Origin of the sequence: Stutzerimonas stutzeri (assembly GCF_019090095.1) — a bacterium.
Taxonomy (GTDB): domain Bacteria; phylum Pseudomonadota; class Gammaproteobacteria; order Pseudomonadales; family Pseudomonadaceae; genus Stutzerimonas; species Stutzerimonas stutzeri_AN.
In genome coordinates this window covers 1,034,314-1,051,755 of the sequence record NZ_JAGQFP010000002.1, presented here as the reverse complement: position 1 = coordinate 1,051,755, position 17,442 = coordinate 1,034,314, and the positions used below count along the sequence as shown (strand labels likewise).

Sequence of the window (17,442 nt, the reverse complement as noted above, 5' to 3'; positions counted from 1 at the left end):
CCAGGCTCACTTCCAGTCCTCGCGCACGCGGATCAGCCCTTCCTGGGCCACCGAGGCGACCAACTGGCCGGCGCGGTTGAAAATGCTGCCGCGGGCAAAACCACGGGCATTGCCGGCCCAGGGGCTGTCCATGGTGTAGAGCAGCCAGTCGTCGGCACGTACTTCGCGGTGGAACCAGATGGAGTGGTCAAGGCTCGCCAGCTGAATGAACTTGCTCCAGGAACTCACCCCGTGCGGCTGCAGCGCGGTGCCGATGAAGCTGAAGTCCGAGGCGTAGGCCATCAGGTACTTGTGCAGCGCGGGGTTGTCCGGCAACGAACCGTCGGCGCGAAACCAGATGTGCCGGATCGCCTCGATGGGCTGCGGATTGATCGGGTCCTGCAATGTCACCGGGCGGATCTCGATGGGCTTGGGCCGGCGCAGCTTCTCGGCCACGCGCGGCGGCACCAGCGGCGTCAGCTTGTGCAGCAGCTCCCACTCGCTGAGCAGGTTCTCCGGGCCTTCGACGTCCGGCATCTGCAACTGGTGTTCGTAACCGGTCTCGTCGGCCTGGAACGAGGCGCTACAGGTGAAGATCGTCTGGCCTTTCTGGATGGCGCTGACCCGGCGGGTGGTGAAGCTGCCGCCATCGCGGACCCGATCGACGTCGTAGACCACCGGCTGGTGCGAATCACCGGGGCGCAAAAAATAGCCGTGCATGGAATGCACATGCCGCTCCGGCGCGACCGTCTGGCTGGCAGCGGACAGTGCCTGGCCGACCACCTGACCGCCGAACAGCTGCGGGAAACCCAAGTCCTGGCTGGCGCCGCGGAACAGGTTCTCCTCGATGCGTTCCAGCGACAGCAGGCTCACCAGCGTGTCTAGGGTGTCGGTCATGGTGCAATTCCTTTATTCATGCGGGGCACGGGGCAGGCGAGCAATGGTACGGATTCCGCGGTATCCGCTCCACTGATTGCGCCTAACGTCGAATAGCGAACCACTCGCGGCGCGTCAGCCGATACAGGACGTGGGTGCGCAAGGCATGCCCGTCGGGCAGATCCGGATGCTCGAAGTCGCCTCCAGCATCGTGGCGCATCCCCAGCGCGCGCATCAGCTGCCTGGACGGGTCGTTGACCGCCGCCGTGTAGGCCACGACTTCCGGCAGCTCCAAACGCTCGAAGGCGCAGGCCAGAGAGGCCTGCGCGGCTTCGCGGGCCAGCCCTTGGCGCCAGTGTTCGCGGGCAAGTCGCCAGGCGATCTCGACGGCTGGGCAGAACGGCTGCTGCAAACGGCTCCAGGCCAGCCCGGTGAAACCGATGAAGCGACCGTTGTCCTTGCGCTCCAACGCCCACAACCCGAAACCATGGCGTACGAAGTGAATCCGCCAGCGGGCCATCGCGAGCGCACAGTCATCACGCGACAAAAGCGCCGGGAAATAGCGCATCACCAGCGGGTCGGCGCACAGTTCGGCCAATGGGTCGAGGTCGGTGTCATGCCAGCCGCGCAACCGTAGCCGCGGCGTATCCAGTTCAATGCGTTCCATCGGGTGCTTCCTGCTGTTTCCTTGTAGGGCCTGCTGCCGGATCTGCATACTCGCGGCTGACCATCCGGGCGCCGATCGATGCCGCTACCGCTGATATTTCATGACGACTACAGCCCGCCGTTGCCACCGGGACATCGTTTCCCGATGGAGAAGTTCCGGTTGCTGCGCGATCACCTGGTCGCCAGCGGTTTGACCACGGACCAGGCCCTGTTGCGCCCCGAACCCTGCCCCAGCGAGCTGCTCGTGCTCGCCCATGACCGCACCTACGTCGAGCGCTACTGCACCGGCGACATGAGCCGTGAAGAGCTGCGCCGGCTTGGCCTGCCATGGAGCCCGCAACTGGCCCAGCGCACCGTACGCGCGGTTGGTGGTTCGCTGCTGGCTGCCGAAATGGCGCTGCGACACGGGCTGGCCTGCCACCTGGCCGGCGGCACCCACCACGCTCACCATGATCATGCCTCGGGATTTTGTATTTTCAATGACCTGGCGGTGATCGCGCTGTCGTTGCTGGAAAGCGGTCGCGTCGGCCGGGTGCTGATTTTCGATTGCGATGTGCATCAGGGTGACGGCACCGCACGCATTCTCGAGCAGGTCCCGGATGCGGTGACCGTGTCACTGCATTGCGAGAAGAATTTTCCGGTGCGCAAGGCACGCAGCGATTGGGATATCGGGCTCGCGCCGGGGCTGGGCGACGCCGACTACCTGAAGGTGGTCGACGACACGCTGAATTATCTGCTGCCGCTGTACCAGCCGGACCTGGTGATCTACGACGCCGGCGTCGACGTTCACCGCGACGATGCCCTGGGTTTGCTCAACCTCACCGATGAAGGGCTGGCGATGCGCGACAGCGCGGTGATCGAGCACTGCCTGGGCCGGGACATTCCGGTGGTCGGTGTGATCGGCGGCGGCTACGACAAGGACCGGGCACTGCTCGCCCGGCGGCATGCGCAACTGCATTTCAGCGCCGCCGAGGCGTGGCGCCGCCACGGCTTGGGTTGAACGCAGCCTGCCCTCTCAACCCAGGCGGCCCCGGCCCAGTGGCGCGCATGACCGGTGACCGGCCCAGCCGCTACAATGCCCGCCTCGCAACTGCCGGCTGTCACCATGCCTTTCGCTGAACCCCGCGTCGCCATCATCGGCGGCGGCCCCGCCGGATTGATGGCCGCCGAAGTGCTGAGCCAGGCCGGCGTCGCGGTCGACCTCTACGACGCCATGCCCTCTGTGGGCCGCAAGTTTCTGCTGGCTGGCGTCGGCGGCATGAACATCACCCATTCCGAAGCGTTCGAGCCCTTCGTGGCACGTTACCGCGAGCGCGCCCAAGCCCTGCGTCCGCTGCTCGAGGCCTTCGGCCCCGAGTCATTGCGTGAATGGATCCACGGGCTGGGCATCGATACCTTCGTCGGCACTTCCGGGCGCGTCTTCCCCACCGACATGAAGGCCGCCCCGCTGCTGCGGGCCTGGCTGCGCCGGCTGCGTGATGCGGGCGCACAGATCCATACGCGCCACCGCTGGCTGGGCTGGCAGGATGACAGTCGCCTGCGCCTGAAAGGGCCGGACGGCGAATTCACCATCGGCGCCGACGCCGTCTTGCTGGCCCTGGGCGGTGGCAGCTGGGCGCGCCTGGGCTCCGATGGCGCCTGGGTGCCGCTGCTGGCCGAACGCGGCATCGCCCTCTCCCCCTTGCGGCCGGCCAACTGCGGCTTCGACGTGGAGGGCTGGAGTCCACATCTGCAGCAACGGTTCGCTGGCGCGCCGCTGAAAACCGTCAGCCTCGCGCTCGCCGGGGGGGCTCCACGCAGGGGCGAATTCGTCATCACCGCCAGCGGCATCGAAGGCAGCCTGGTCTATGCGCTGTCGGCCGAGATCCGCCAAGCGATCGAGCGTCATGGCCGCGCCACGGTCACGCTGGACCTCCTGCCGGACCATTCGCTGGACAAGATCACCCGTGCGCTCGCCAAGCCTCGCGGCTCGCACTCCATGGCCAAGCACCTCAAGCGCCAGCTGGGCCTCGACGGCGTCAAAGCCGGGTTGCTCAGAGAGCTGGCGCCCGCGGACGTCTTCGATGACGCGCCGCGTCTGGCTAGCGCGATCAAGGCGTTGCCGATCTCACTGCTGCGTGCCCGCCCGCTGGACGAAGCGATCAGCAGCGCCGGAGGGGTGCCGTTCGAGGCCCTGGACCAGGGCTTGATGCTGCACCAGCTCCCGGGTGTGTTCTGCGCCGGCGAAATGCTCGACTGGGAAGCCCCCACGGGCGGCTACCTGCTCACCGCCTGCTTCGCCAGCGGACGTGCCGCGGCGGTCGGCATGCTGCGCTGGCTAGCGGAACGTGAAGCGCGCGGCTGAGGCGACGGCAACCACGGCAACAGTGAAGCTCAGAGCTGCCTGAACAGCGCCACGGCAACGATCCCGGCGGCAATCGCCGGGAGCGGCTTCTTGAGCAGCAGCATGGTCACGGCCGTCACCAGAAACGCCAATCGCGCACCGTTGTCACCGTTCACCGCCATCGGCGTCAGCAGTGCCACCAGCACCGAACCGGACATCGCCCCGATGAACTGCTCGGTCCTGCGGTTGATGGGGACGAACGACATGACGAACACACCGCCCCAGCGCGTCACCAGGGTAACCACGGCCATGACCAGGATGATCACCAGCGCGCCGGATCCTGCGGTTTCCAAGGTCACTTCGCGTTCTCCATCCACAAGGCCCCAAGCAGGCCGCCGGCCAGCGCACCGACCACCACGTGGCTGTTAGGTGGCAGGTACCAGTACGCCAGCATCGACGCGCAGCCTGCGACGATCCAGATGATCAGCATCCGCAGGTCCTTCTTGCCACCGACTACCATGGCCAGGAGGAAGCAGCCCATCACCATGTCCAGCCCCAGACTGACCGGATCCTGGATGGCGCTGCCGAAGTAGAGTCCCAGCCAGGTGCCCAGCACCCAGAATGTCCAGAGCGCCAGTCCACCGCCGAAGAGAATGCCCAAGCCCGGCTTGCCCTGACCGAAGGCCTGCATGGACATCGCCCAATTGGCATCCGAAACGACGAACATGACCGCATAGCGCTGGGTCGGCGGTAGATGCCGCAGATAGGGATACAGCGTGGCCCCCATCAACAGGTGTCGGGCATTGACGGCAAACACGGTGACCACCAGCGGCAACACCGGGACATGCGTGCCCCAGAGTTCGAGCGATGCGAACTGCGATGCGCCGGCGAACACCAGCGCGCTCATCAGCAAGCTGGAGCCATCCCCCAGCCCGGCCTGCGTTGCCGCCAGCCCGAATGCGAGACCAAAAACGATCACGAACAGCGAAATGGGAGTCAGCTGCTTGAACCCGGCCCAGACGCTCTGAGCACTCAGTTCATGCAACTGGGCATCGGCATTCGACAAAACCACCTCTCTTGCCCTACGCGGGATGATCAGAATACGGGCGCAACGGTCAGCGACCCTTGCCCAGTATGGCCAAACCCGACCGCCCGGTGCGACCTGGGCCCGCCGTCTGGCTAACGCTTCTTGGCTGGCTTGCCGCCGCCCAGGCTCGGCACCTTGCGGATCGGTTTGGCGTTGGGTTTTTCGCTTTCGTCGAACCAGTTACCCAGGTGGATACGCCCCTTGGCGGCGCCGGCCTTTGGCTGCTTCGGTTTTTTCGGTTTCTTGACGATCTGCCCGCCGGGCTGTGTGGTCGGCACGCGGTGGTCAGGGACAAAGCCCGGCTCGTCATGGCGCGGCAGCACCTGGCCGATCAGGGTTTCGATGGCCGCCAGCTGATCCACCTCATCGGCGGCCACCAGCGAGACCGCCTCGCCGGTGGCACCGGCACGTCCCGTGCGGCCGATGCGATGGACATAGTCTTCGGCGACGATCGGCAGGTCGAAGTTGACCACCTGCGGCAGGTCGTGGATATCCAGGCCGCGTGCGGCGACGTCGGTGGCCACCAGGATCTGCACGTCGCCAGCCTTGAAGCGCTCCAGCGCACGCAGCCGTGAGGCCTGGGGTTTATCGCCATGGATCGCATCGCTGCTGATACCGGCGGCCTGCAGTTCAGCCACCAGCTGATTGACGCCCTTGCGCGTCTTGACGAACACCAGCACCTGGCCCCAGCGCTTTTCCGCCAGCAGATGCAGGAACAGCTCGGACTTGCGCTTCTTGTCCACCGGCACCAGCCACTGCTTGACCGTCTTGGCGGCGGCATTGCGCGGGCTGACCTCGATGGACAGCGGATCGCGCAGCAGCTTCTGCGCCATCTGCCGAATCGCATCGGAGAAGGTGGCGGAGAACAGCAGTGTCTGGCGTTTTTTCGGCAAGGCGCTGAACAGTGCATCCAGCTCTTCGGAAAAGCCCAGGTCAAGCATGCGGTCGGCCTCATCCAGCACCAGCGCCTGTACCTGGGTGAACTTGACGGCGTTCTGCCGGTACAGGTCCAGCAGCCGGCCGGGCGTGGCGACCAGTACGTCGACGCCCTTGCGCAACGCCATCATCTGCGGATTGAGACTGACGCCGCCGTAGACCGCGTAGCTGCGCAGCGGCAGGTGCTGCCCGTAGGTGCGAAAGCTCTCGTGGACCTGCTCGGCCAGCTCACGGGTCGGCACCAGCACCAGCGCGCGGGTCGAATTGCTGGTCACCTGCGGGCCTTCCTGAAGCAGGCGCTGCAACAGCGGCAACGCGAAACCGGCGGTCTTGCCGGTACCGGTCTGCGCCGCAGCCATCAGGTCGCGGCCCTTGAGCACAGCGGGAATGGCCTTGGCCTGGACCGGCGTCGGCTTGGTGTAATCGAGCGATTCGAGGGTGCGCAGCAGCGGATCGATCAGGCCCAGGGAGGCGAAGGTCATGGCAGGAACCGGGAATACGAAAACGAGGGGCGCAGTTTACTCGGAAAGGAAGCTGGAAGCTGGAAGCTGGAAGCTGGAAGCTGGAAGCTGGAAGCTGGAAGCTGGAAGCTGGAAGCCAAGCGTAGGGTGGATGTCGCTGTTTACATCCACCGTTTCTCCGGCCGTCGGGTCGGTAAGGCGTGACCCGACCTACAGCCGGAGCCCATCAGCGTGCGATGAGGTCGAACCTGGCGACAAACGCGGCGCTCGGGCTCACGACGTTCCACAGCTACTAGCGCAACAGCAGCTTGCCTTCGATGGGCACGTATCGGCTGGCGGCACGAATCAGCGAGTTGGCCGTCAGCCCCGGTGCGCCGTAGACCGTCGCCTCGGCGCCGCCAGCGCGCACCCGCTCGAGCAACAGATCGAAATCGCCGTCGCCGGAGGCCAGCACCACTTCGTCGACCCGTCCGGCCGCGTCCAGCACATCGATGGTGATGCCGACATCCCAGTCGCCTTTCGCCGAACCATCGCTGCGCTGGATATAGGGTTTGAGCTTCACGGTGAAACCCAGATTGCGCAGGATCTGCTGGAACTGCTGCTGCTTGGCGTCGCCCCGCTCGATCGCATAGGCGTAAGCCTCGACGATCTCACCCCGTGCGCTGACGTCTGCCCACAGGGCGGCATAGTTGAAATGGCAGCCATGGGCCTGGCGCACCGTGTAATAAAGGTTCTGCACATCGGCAAACAGGGCGATCTTCTTCACGCGGCGACCCGAGCGGTGAAAGGGCAAACAGTATGGACGGCAACGTCACGCATGTCGCCGATCGGTTGCTTGGGCTAAAGTGCCTGCCCTGTTCTTCGAGAGTTGTTCCGCCTGCGATGAATGTCCTGTCCATCCTCCGTGACGCCTGGTTCTTCTACTCCCGCAATCTGCTGTCCATCGCACGCCTCTGTCTGCCACTGATCGTGCTGGAAAGCTGCACCCGGGTGGTCGTCAGCCGGCTGTTCGGCGAGAACGCACCCGCGGCGCAGGACCTGTTGATCGGCATGGTGTTCTACCCGCTCTACATCGGCGCGTTGATCCTGTTTCTCGACGCCCGCAGCCGCGGCTACTCACCGCCGCCGCGCGAAGTGCTGAAACGCGCCCTGCCGCTCTGGCCGTCCCTGGCGGTACTGGCCGGGCTGGGTACGCTGCTGATCATGCTCGGCGCCTCGCTGTTCGTGCTGCCGGGCCTGTGGGTGATGGTCAAGATCGCCTTCGCCGAGTACCTGCTGGTGCTACGTGGCCTGACGCCACTGGAGGCACTGAAGCAGAGCTTCATGCAGACACGCGGCCATTTCCTGCTGTTGCTCGGCTGCATCCTCGCCGTGCTCCTGCCGTTGTGGCTGCTCGAGGCCTGGCTGGCGGCGCAGCTCTGGACCGAGCCCGCGTCTGCAGGCCCCTTGAACGTGGTGGTCGACAGCGCCGTCGGGTTGCTGCAACTGCTGGCGACCGTGGTGCTGTTCCGCTGCTTCATGCTCTGCACCGCTGCAGAGCCCGGGCTCGACGAGAAAAGCTGACGGCCGGGCGGCGCAGGGCAATCGCCCGGACTAAGCTTGCTGGCCCGTCCCTTTCGCAGAGCACGTCATGGCCAGCCAGAACCCCAGCATCCTGTCCCACGTCTCCCTCGGCAGCAACCGCTTCGAACAAGCCGCCAGCTTCTACGACCAGGCGCTCGCCACCCTGGGCTGCAAGCGCATCATGGCCCACCCGGGCGCGATCGCCTGGGGCCGCGAGTATCCGGAGTTCTGGTTGCAGACACCGATAGACGGCCAACCGGCCACGGTCGGCAATGGCACCCATATCGGTTTCTTCGCCGCCGACAAGGCTTCGGTCGATGCCTTCCATCGCGCCGCGCTCGCCGCTGGCGCAACGGATGAAGGCGCGCCGGGCCCGCGCGAAGAATACGGAGAGCCCTATTACGGTTGTTTCGTGCGTGACCTCGATGGCCACAAAATCGAGGCCGCCTACTGGGACCTCGAGTTGATCCAGAAACTCTACGGCGATGCTGACTGAGTCAGCGCGCGTCCGCCGACACCCGGGCGCCGGCCAGACGCGGCAGCAGCAGGTGCTCGAACAGCCGCGGGAAGCAACGCGCCACCAGCCGTGCCCGCCAGTCGAGGTTGGACAGGATCAGTAGCTTGCGCCGCTTCAAGGCGCCCTGGTAGATCGACTCGGCGACGTCCTTCGGCGATGCCACGCGCCCGACCGCCAGTACCGGTTGCGGCGCCGTGGAGCCATCGCCGATCAGCACGTTCTTGCGCAGATCGGTCGCGGTATAGCCGGGGCAGACCAGCATGACGTTGACCTCTGTGTCGGTCAGTTCGCTGCGCAGTGTCTCGAACAACCCATGCAGCGCGTGTTTGCTGGCGTTGTAGGCGCCACGATCGGGAACCGGGGCGTATTGCGACAGCGAGCTGAGCACGATGATCTGCCCGCCCCGTGCGATCAGGCTCGGCAACGCCGCCTGGGTGCAGTGCAGCGCGCCGTAGAAGTTGACCGCCATGATCCGTTCGAACACCGCCAGGCTGGTTTCGGCGACGCGGCTGCGGTGGGTGATCCCCGCGTTATTGATCAGCACATCGATGCCCCCGAAGCGCTCGATCACCAGCGCGACGGCCTGCTGCACCGCGGTGGCATCCGACACGTCGCAGCGCAACCCCAGCGCATCGGCGTTGTGGTGATCGACCAGGTGCTGCACCAGTCCGTCGAGGGCGTTCTGCTCGAGGTCGAAGATCACCAGACGCGCACCGGCCTGGGCCATGCGCTCGGCCAGCGCGCGGCCGATTCCGGCGCAGCCACCGGTAATCAGCACCACCTTGCGGTCGAACACCTTACTGGCGAATACCTTGCGATACATGAACTGCTCCACCCGAAATTGATGACGGCCTCGCCTGCCACGACCGAGGCGCCCCAACGTCCAGCATAGCCAGCTTGCCGCCAAGCCGCCCCCATCCGGGACCGCCAGCTTGTGGACAGGCCCGCCCGCGGCGGCCATGCTTGGGCGTGCTCAACCACAAAGGGCAGTGAATTACCTTGAAGCCTTTATTCTGGATGGCGTGTGTGGCGGCGCTGGCAGGCCCTTGCTCGGCGGCGAGCGACGCCGGCCGGCCACGCACCCTGACCGTCGGCTACTACGATTTCCCGCCGGCAATCTACAGCGACTCGCAAGGGCGGGCAAAGGGACCGGTGGTGGAGCTCACCCGTCGCGTCCTCGAGCATGCCGGCTATCAGGCACGCTTTCGCGGCCTGCCCAGCGCGCGCCTGTATGCGGCCCTGAAGGATGGCACCATCGATCTCTGGCCGGGCGCCCCGGGGAAACCGGAGCTACGGGCCGACACCCTCGAAGGCCGTGAAACCCTCGGCCAGATCAGCCTCAACCTCTACTACCGGGCCGACACGCCAACGCCCGAGGTGCCGGAAAGTCTGCGCAAGCGGGGGGTGATCGTCATCGGTGGCTATAACTACTGGCCGCAGGTGAACCGGATGCTGTCGGACCCGACACTGAAGATTCGCCTGCACCGCACCAGCAACCACGCCTCGGCGCTGGAAATGCTCAAGCATCACCGCGCCAACTACCTGCTCGACTATGCAGTGCCGGTCAACCAGACCGTACAGCATCTGGCGATGCCCGAACTGCGGCATGTCGAGCTACAGAAGCTGGCCGTTCGCTTCATCGTCTCGCGCCATGCCGATGACAGCAGGACCATCGTCGATGCCCTGGATCGCGCCTATGCCGAGCTGGTGGCGGCCGGCCAGGACGTCAGCCTGCCGGAATAAGACGTGCGGGAGCGCTCCGCCACAGGCTGCGGGCGAAGCGTACCTGGCAGGTGTCAGGTCCCGCGCGGCTTGGCCCGCGCGGTCGGTTCGGCGATCAGCGGATCGTCTGGCCAGTAGTGTTTCGGATAGCGACCCTTCAAGTCCTTCTTCACGTCCAGGTAGGTGTTGGCCCAGAAGCTGGCCAGATCCTGCGTGACCTGCACCGGCCTACGCGCCGGCGACAGCAGGTGCAGCTTGACCACCTGACGGCCACCGGCGATGCGCGGCGTATCGGCCAGGCCGAACAATTCCTGCAAGCGTACCGCCAGCACCGGCGGCGACTCGCTGTAATCGAGCCGGATCCGCGACCCCGAAGGCACCTCGATGGCCAGCGGCGCGAGCTCGTCGAGACGCTGGGGCAGCGGCCAGGGCAGTAGCGTGGCGAGCATGCCGCGCAGGTCCAGCGCGGCGAAGTGCGCCAGCCGCGAGACCTTGCCCAGATACGGCAGCAGCCACTCTTCGAGTCGCGCCACAAGCGCCTCATCGCTGACGTCCGGCCAGTCGCTCGCCCCGGCGGAGGCCAGGTCGATCTGCCTGAGCAGCGCTATGCGCGCCTGCCACTGGCGCAGCTCCGGCGTCCACGGCAGCAGCTCCAGGCCCTTGCGCCGCACCAGCCCGAGCAGGGCGCGACCGCGCGCCTCCTCGTCCAGGCCCGGCAGCGGTTCACGGCTGAGCACCAGCTCGCCAACACGCCGCTGCCGCTCGGCCCGCAGCACACCTTCACGCTCGTCCCACTCCAGCTCGTCGCGCACGCCGACCTGCTCGGCCAGCACGTCATCGAACAGTGCTGGATCCAGCGCGGCGGCGCGGTAGATGCGCTCCTCACGCTGGCCCTGGCGACTGCCCAATTCGGCGATCACCAGCCAGGGTTCCTTCATCAGCGCATCCGGCTCACCGAATACCGCCGCGCGGCCGTTGGCCAGGCGGTATTCACCACCCCCTTCCCGACGCTGGCGGGCGATGCGGTCGGGATAGGCGAACGCCAGCAGCGCGCCGTGCCAACGGTGATCCGACGCATCCGCCGGGGCCGGAACCGTCGGGCCACGCAGCAAGCCACGAAATTGCCGGGCGAGCTGCCGCACCCGCTGCGCGCCTGCGTGCCGGCCCGCACTGCCATCGAGCAGCCCGAGACGGGTCGAGATGTCCGCGCCGCCGGTACGTTGGATATCGCGCTCGACCAGCAAGGCGGCGATATCGGCCGCCAGCGATGCCAGCCCCAGTGCCTGGCCGCGCAACAGGAGATGGGCGATACGCGGGTGTGCTGGCAGTTCGGCCATGGCCTGCCCGTGGGCAGTCAGTTGCCAGGATCCACGCGCCGTGCGGCTGAGCGCCCCGAGCCGCTCGAGCAGATCCTGCGCTTGGGCGTAAGCGGCGGCAGGCGGCGCATCGAGCCACGCCAGCTCGTCTGGCTCGGCCCCCCAACGCGCCAACTGCAACGCTACGCCGGCCAGATCCGCCTGCAGGATTTCGGCATCGCCATAGGCCGCCAGCTGCGCATGTTGGTCTTCGGACCAGAGCCGGTAGCAGGCACCAGGCTCCAGGCGCCCTGCCCGCCCGGCACGCTGGGTCGCCGAGGCACGCGAGATGCGCCGGGTTTCCAGCCGCGTCATGCCGCTGCCCGGGTCGAACCGCGGCACCCGCGCCAGGCCGGCATCGACCACCACGCGTACGCCCTCGATGGTCAGGCTGGTCTCGGCGATATTGGTCGCCAGCACCACCTTGCGTTTGCCGGCCGGCGCCGGCTCGATGGCCGCGCGCTGGGCCGCCAGCTCGAGCTCGCCGTGCAACGGGCACAGCATCACCTCGTCTCGACCCGCCAGCTGCTCGGCCAGGGCGTCGTTCACGCGACGAATCTCGGCCTGCCCCGGCAGAAACACCAGCACGCTGCCGGCTTGCTCATCCAGCGCCTGCAGGATCGTCTGCACCACGCGTGGCTCGATGCGTTCGCCAGCCTGGAATGGTCGCCCCCAGCGCTGCACAACGGGGTACATGCGCCCCTCGCTGCGCACCACCGGCGCGTCCTCCAGCAGACTCGACAGCCGCGCGCCCTCGAGGGTGGCGGACATCAGCAGCAGCTTGAGCGGTTCGTCGCGCAGCAGCACGCGCGCATTGAGGGTCAACGCCAGGGCCAGATCGGCGTCCAGGCTGCGCTCAAGCACTTTGCCACTTGCCAGATGTTGTCAAACTCTTCCAGTATCCTTCTATTCCGGGCATTTCATGGAAATAATCTCAAGGATAAATCTTTGACAGTCATCAAACATATGCAGTCGTTGGTGAACTATCGCTTTAGCGTCATACCTCCAGATGTCGTGGACCTCATGCAGCGTTGCGCCGCGATCAACGCTGCGGAAAAAGCTACTCACCTCGTGAAGGTCTTCGAAGCCTACTGCCAAGTCACCGGCACCGTGATCACTTATCTGTCTCTCTCCTCCCCATCATTTCTTAATGTCATGAAAGGCTTTCTCGGATCGTTAGCCGACCAATCTCTGCTCGTCCTAAACGGTACGAGCAGACAGCGCTACGCCAGGGGATTCGTCATGCTGTTGGATGAAATGCGTAAGGAGATCCCACTTTTGCCCTCCTTATCTCGAATGCAGGTTTATCCCCGTTACAACCAGCACGTTTGGGAGCAGGAAAAGCAGCACCTCGACGCAAAGTCAGTTCGCTACTGGAATGGCTGGCCTGTTCAAGGCCGCAAAGAAGCAATCAGCTTCATTCCGATCAACCTAATCTGGAACTCCCACGGCGAGGAGTTTGCCGAAGAGATTTATAAGAACTATCGCCAGAATGCGCAAAAACATCTTGCACCTGCGCACTCTGACTTCAATTTGTTTTTGCTCTTTCTCTCACAAAATGCTGAGCGCTGGCCCAGTACCAGTTTCCAGCACCCTATGCAGATCAAGAATCTCTTCATCGATTACTTACTCTTCAACTTCAAGCAAGCACTGGAAGTAGGTACTGACATCGCAAATCGGACGCGTTCCTATGCGAAGTTCATCCATACTATAGATGAGGCGTTCATCCAATCGGGAATTTGGACCCGGCCATTCGCTGGTGAGTTACCGCGCCCGACTTCCGCCTCTACGCCTGGCTCCCATACCAATCTCAGAACGACAGCTGATGGCACCATTGTTAAAGACAAGCTCATAACTTCCGTACCGCTGCAGCTAACCGACTCCGAAGCAATAGAAATAATATTTAAAAGAATCCTAGAAGATAACCAGATAGTAGTGAAATGGGCTGAAAAACGACTCTTTAGCATCCGCAAGAAACAAATCAATCGAGATCAACTTTCGCTCACAGGGACACCAATCACAAAAATAAGCCGACGACTTGCAAGCATCAATGAAGTCGGAGAGAACAACTTATGTGCAACATTCAAAAAATTTGGGCTAGCTTATCTTAGAGAGCATGCAAACAAGATTCTTTGGCAAACAACGAAAGATGATGCAGCCAAATTATTTGCCCTCCCCAAACCCAGCGACTTCTTCGCCCTGCAGTTGCTACTCACTTACCATCATCCCTGCTTGACAGAAAGCTTCTTCGATAACCTCGAGCTCTACGACAAACGGGGAAATCTTTCTGGATTCCTGAAGACAGACAGCGGCTATCAACTTATTGGATACAAAGATCGCAAAGGAGGCAAATTGAGTGAGCAAAAAATCGACCTTACTCCTCGGCAGGCCGTATGGGTTCGCCGAGTAATTTCACTAACTGAACCCCTTCGGGAAGAACTTCGCAATGCAGACGATAATGCATGGCGGTATTTATTTATTCACTGCCAGCGAGCCATCTGTTATCCAAAAAAGCCGAAGATATTCAAGATCAAGCCATGCATGATAGATCGTCACCAGCAGATAATTGACGAATTTTCAACTATTTCTGGCCGAGACGAAAACACCATCCGAGAGTTTATTTCACGTGTTTCGGTGACATCGCTGCGAGCATCCAGTGGAGTTGAAGTTTACCTAAAGACTAACAGCGTAGAAACTATGGCTAAGGCTATCGGGCATACTGGATATAACTCTTCTTTGCTGAGTAGTTACCTACCGGAACCTATCCTTGCATTTTTCCAGACCCGATGGATTCGAATTTTCCAGCGCGGCATTATTTGCGAAGCCATGAAGGACAGCCCTCGCTTACTAGAAGTCGCAAGATTCCAAAACATGGAGGAACTTCATGAGTTCCTAAAACACCATGCTCTACGAGAAATTCCAGATCATATCCGGAACCCCGAGCACATGAAAATGGCGGATTCAAAACAGCGGGACATCCAGCATATTGACCAGGCTGATCGTGTACTTATCTCGATCGACAGCGGAGTGCTTACTGCCCTCCTTTCATTAAAAGAAGCCGTTTGCAGCGCTAGCACCCCGTCCAAACTGTGCTCTAAAGCTATTTACTGGTCGAATTTCACCGACTTGGTAGTACGAGAGATTGAAGATGGCTACAACAGTGACCTTCAAGATCACCTACACATCGCGCGAAAGCACGTCAGCGCTTCACACATGGAGCATCTGATCTATGCATCTACCCCCTGAACTCGATTTTCTTTCGCCTTTTCTAATCAAGGCTAAAGAAGAATATCGATCGGCCTGTTGGCTTCTCAGCGACTTCGATGATCCAGTGTGGAGGATTAGCTTTGAATTCAAAACATATAAAGAGCTTGACTGGAGGGTAGTATTGGATGACGGAAGCACTCTTACGGAATCCAGACACAAACAACTGCTCGACAGCTTCAAGTATTACTTGACGTCTTGCACACGCATTTCTTCCAGTTTTCTTGCAGAAGCGAAAGGTCAGCGACAGCAGCACAAGCGCTTTCGCGCTGCTTGTCATATCATTGACTTACTGCTCATAAATAGCAAACGCTACAAGCTATCCTCTCATGGACTTGGCGGGCTTACGAGTAGTAACTTAATTGAAATTCTAGAGACGATAGCATCAACCCCACATACTACAGAGTCAATATACAATTGGACTAATCGAGCACGCGAATACTGCCTTGATTTAGTTAAACGCACCGATTCCAACGAGATCTCAATCGTACTGAAGAGCCTTCCAGAAATTGGATTGATCACTAATGAGCAATTGGACGATGACATACTAGGAATATCTTATGACCTAATTCCTCAGGTACGGGCGGCTCTATACTTAAGAAATTTCTATCACAACCAAGTTCCCTATGGCAAACAGCCGAATACCTTTTTGCTCGCCCAGGATATTTACCATGATACCCTACGAGGCAAGAGCCTCGCCAAGCCCGTTCACCCAATCCTCTGCTTCAACAGTGACACCAGTACTTTTAAAAAGGAATACCGAAGTGCGCCCGTAAAAAGTGGGCAGCATGAGAGAATGATAGACAATACCTACTATTTCTATCGTTCAACTTTATACAGCCTTGGGTTGTTACATGAAATCCCGCTTCCAAGCCCTCCCCTAGAGGCCCTAATTGAGGCTGAACGCTATATGCCTGATTTGTCGACCCTGGGTAGGTTTCGCACTGTTCCGTCCGACATCGTATTCAAGGCTGTACGTCAAGCGATAGAGTTCCACCTCGATCACGGACAAGAAATCACTAAAGCTTTCTGTCGAGTTGCACTCGAGTGCCGCAAGCGCAACATATCTCCAAGCTCTCTTACGCATGAAGAGGTACAATATCTAGTTGGTCAAAAACTGGCATCTCTGGGAGTAAATAGACTATGTCTTTCGACTCGTGTGCGTGGTTCAGCCAAGTCCAAAACTCGCTCCAACGTGAAGGGTAAAAAAAACGAGTATTTCGAAAACCTAAGACGCAATTCTGGTCTATATGAACTCATAATGGTTTACATCGGGTGCATACAGTTGACTATTGGCGTGCTTATGGCCCGACGCGCTAGCGAGTTGTATGAATTAAAAGCAGCCGATTGCCTTGACGAAACTGAGACGTGGCTCATGTTTAAAAACGCAAAGAGCACTCGCCACCTCTTCGGTCATCGTCGCAGGCAAGCGCGCCCCATCGAACCCATAGCCGTAGACATGGTAAAGACTCTCATTAGGATGCAGAAGGTTCTGCAACGGATAGGTTACATCCGTAAGCTTAAAACCCTTTTCGCCGTTCCTACTGTAACAGGCGCACCGAATCTCACGGAATCGTCCGTTACCGTGTACAACCGCAACCTCGACATGTTCTGTGACTATTTCGAAACACCTCTAAACGCAGCTGGTGAGCGATACTATTTCCGCCAGCACCAAATGCGTCGTTTTTTTGCAATGTTGTTCTTTTACTGCGGCAGTTTCGCCAAACTCGACACGCTGCAATGGATGCTGGGACATGCGGATCCAAAGCATGTCTACCATTACATTACCGAATCAACCGACGGATCCGTGTTAGCCAGTGCCAAGGCACACTATGTAGCCGAACAACTGCATATGGGCAATGTTGAGAATTACCTCGCCCTCGCCGAATTACTCAAGAAACGGCACGGGACAGAAGACTTCAATCTGATAGATACCCATGATCTAGAAGACCAGATTCAAGACTTGCTAGTTGAGGGCTGGGTGGAAATCGAGCCGGAATTCTTCACGGATCACCAGGGCCACAAGTTCAAGGTAGTGGCCCGCCTGATTTTAACTGAGGAAACAGCATGAGCAGGGCGTCGCGAGCAAGCCTAGTGGCTGCCGGCGTCAAGGCGCTTCATGTTCTGCTTGTGCAGATCATTCAACGGCCAGTGCAATTCAGTAAGGATGCCGATCTCCACCTCGCCCTAAAAAGCCAAGGAAGTCTCGCAAAACTCGAGCGATCTATAGCGAGCGAGAAAGACGAGCCACTAATAACTTACCCTATGAGCTTGAACAGCCTGAAGACACATGCTAATGAAAACCTAGTTGGTGGCTTCAAAGCACTAAATGATCTACGCCTCAAAGCTCTCGAGGCGCTTGAATTTGCGGAGAAACGGCAGCAACACGCCAATAAACGAAGCAAGTCAGGGTTAACAAGAAAGGTCGAGCAGCTGGAACAGGAACTGGAGATGCAGCGGCAGACGAATGTGATATTGCTTCGCGCACTATCCGAGTCAATGACTCAGCTCACCAACATACGCGACGCAGCGGACGACAAGATCCGAGCAAAGCGGACCCACGATGCCCTCCACACTTTACGGGCCATATTGAGCATGGGCATGCCACCGTTCAATCAAGTAGAAAATTATTCCGAAGCTCACGCTCCGATAGCGGACGTTGCCAATATCTCGGACTACCGCAAAGGCTAGCG

Annotated in this window: 15 protein-coding genes and 1 pseudogene; 8 read left to right on the top strand and 8 right to left on the bottom strand. The window is 61.0% G+C overall.

Annotation, left to right across the window (positions count from 1 at the left end; genetic code table 11):
• Positions 1–6: 6 nt before the first annotated feature.
• Together tesB and KVO92_RS14375 are read right to left on the bottom strand one after the other, a co-directional pair.
• Positions 7–876: an acyl-CoA thioesterase II gene (gene tesB / locus KVO92_RS14380; RefSeq protein ID WP_217476252.1), complete on the bottom strand. Its 870-nt coding sequence runs from the start codon at positions 874–876 to the stop codon at positions 7–9.
• Positions 877–958: 82 nt separating this feature from the next.
• On the bottom strand, positions 959–1,522 hold the full coding sequence (locus KVO92_RS14375) for a GNAT family N-acetyltransferase (protein WP_217476251.1): 564 nt from the start codon (positions 1,520–1,522) through the stop codon (positions 959–961).
• 78 nt (positions 1,523–1,600) lie between these two features.
• Between KVO92_RS14375 and KVO92_RS14370 the strand changes: the two genes are divergently transcribed.
• Together KVO92_RS14370 and KVO92_RS14365 are read left to right on the top strand one after the other, a co-directional pair.
• A complete protein-coding gene (locus KVO92_RS14370; RefSeq protein WP_217476250.1) occupies positions 1,601–2,521 on the top strand; it encodes a histone deacetylase family protein in 921 nt (306 codons plus the stop codon).
• A gap of 75 nt (positions 2,522–2,596) precedes the next feature.
• Complete coding sequence (locus KVO92_RS14365; RefSeq protein ID WP_423836235.1) at positions 2,597–3,865, top strand: TIGR03862 family flavoprotein; 1,269 nt, start codon at positions 2,597–2,599, stop codon at positions 3,863–3,865.
• A 29-nt stretch (positions 3,866–3,894) separates the two neighbouring features.
• Here KVO92_RS14365 and KVO92_RS14360 read toward each other — a convergent pair whose 3' ends face one another.
• From KVO92_RS14360 to KVO92_RS14345, 4 genes are all read right to left on the bottom strand, one after another.
• The gene (locus KVO92_RS14360) at positions 3,895–4,203 is read right to left on the bottom strand and encodes an AzlD family protein (protein ID WP_217476248.1); all 309 of its coding nucleotides are present in this window, start codon (positions 4,201–4,203) and stop codon (positions 3,895–3,897) included.
• Positions 4,200–4,910: an AzlC family ABC transporter permease gene (locus KVO92_RS14355; protein ID WP_217476247.1), complete on the bottom strand. Its 711-nt coding sequence runs from the start codon at positions 4,908–4,910 to the stop codon at positions 4,200–4,202. The genes KVO92_RS14360 and KVO92_RS14355 overlap by 4 nt, the downstream gene beginning before the upstream one ends.
• A gap of 113 nt (positions 4,911–5,023) precedes the next feature.
• On the bottom strand, positions 5,024–6,349 hold the full coding sequence (locus KVO92_RS14350) for a DEAD/DEAH box helicase (protein WP_217476246.1): 1,326 nt from the start codon (positions 6,347–6,349) through the stop codon (positions 5,024–5,026).
• Positions 6,350–6,620: 271 nt separating this feature from the next.
• Entirely contained in the window at positions 6,621–7,094 is a 474-nt protein-coding gene (locus KVO92_RS14345) for an NYN domain-containing protein (RefSeq protein WP_217476245.1), read from the bottom strand.
• Positions 7,095–7,210: 116 nt separating this feature from the next.
• Between KVO92_RS14345 and KVO92_RS14340 the strand changes: the two genes are divergently transcribed.
• Both KVO92_RS14340 and KVO92_RS14335 read left to right on the top strand, forming a co-directional pair.
• On the top strand, positions 7,211–7,891 hold the full coding sequence (locus KVO92_RS14340) for a hypothetical protein (protein ID WP_217476244.1): 681 nt from the start codon (positions 7,211–7,213) through the stop codon (positions 7,889–7,891).
• Positions 7,892–7,958: 67 nt separating this feature from the next.
• Positions 7,959–8,387, top strand: a complete 429-nt coding sequence (locus KVO92_RS14335) for a VOC family protein (protein ID WP_217476243.1) — start codon at positions 7,959–7,961, stop codon at positions 8,385–8,387.
• A gap of 1 nt (position 8,388) precedes the next feature.
• Here the strand turns inward: KVO92_RS14335 and KVO92_RS14330 are convergent, their stop codons facing one another.
• Positions 8,389–9,231, bottom strand: coding sequence for an SDR family oxidoreductase (locus KVO92_RS14330; RefSeq protein WP_217476242.1), 843 nt, complete (start codon positions 9,229–9,231; stop codon positions 8,389–8,391).
• Between the two features lie 176 nt (positions 9,232–9,407).
• Here KVO92_RS14330 and KVO92_RS14325 point away from each other — a divergent pair, with 176 nt between their 5' ends.
• Positions 9,408–10,151, top strand: coding sequence for a substrate-binding periplasmic protein (locus tag KVO92_RS14325; protein WP_254621441.1), 744 nt, complete (start codon positions 9,408–9,410; stop codon positions 10,149–10,151).
• A gap of 53 nt (positions 10,152–10,204) precedes the next feature.
• Here KVO92_RS14325 and hrpB read toward each other — a convergent pair.
• A pseudogene (gene hrpB, locus KVO92_RS14320) lies at positions 10,205–12,343 on the bottom strand (ATP-dependent helicase HrpB); the annotation flags it as partial.
• A 90-nt stretch (positions 12,344–12,433) separates the two neighbouring features.
• On the opposite strand from hrpB, the gene KVO92_RS14315 reads away from it, so the two are divergent.
• The 3 genes from KVO92_RS14315 to KVO92_RS14305 are packed head-to-tail and all read left to right on the top strand — an operon-like array spanning position 12,434 to position 17,440.
• Positions 12,434–14,731 (top strand): hypothetical protein, encoded by a 2,298-nt coding sequence (locus tag KVO92_RS14315; protein WP_217476241.1) that lies wholly within the window; start codon positions 12,434–12,436, stop codon positions 14,729–14,731.
• Positions 14,715–16,820, top strand: coding sequence for an integrase (locus tag KVO92_RS14310; protein WP_217476240.1), 2,106 nt, complete (start codon positions 14,715–14,717; stop codon positions 16,818–16,820). The genes KVO92_RS14315 and KVO92_RS14310 overlap by 17 nt, the downstream gene beginning before the upstream one ends.
• On the top strand, positions 16,817–17,440 hold the full coding sequence (locus KVO92_RS14305; RefSeq protein ID WP_100549883.1) for a hypothetical protein: 624 nt from the start codon (positions 16,817–16,819) through the stop codon (positions 17,438–17,440). The genes KVO92_RS14310 and KVO92_RS14305 overlap by 4 nt, the downstream gene beginning before the upstream one ends.
• The last annotated feature ends 2 nt before the right edge of the window (positions 17,441–17,442 follow it).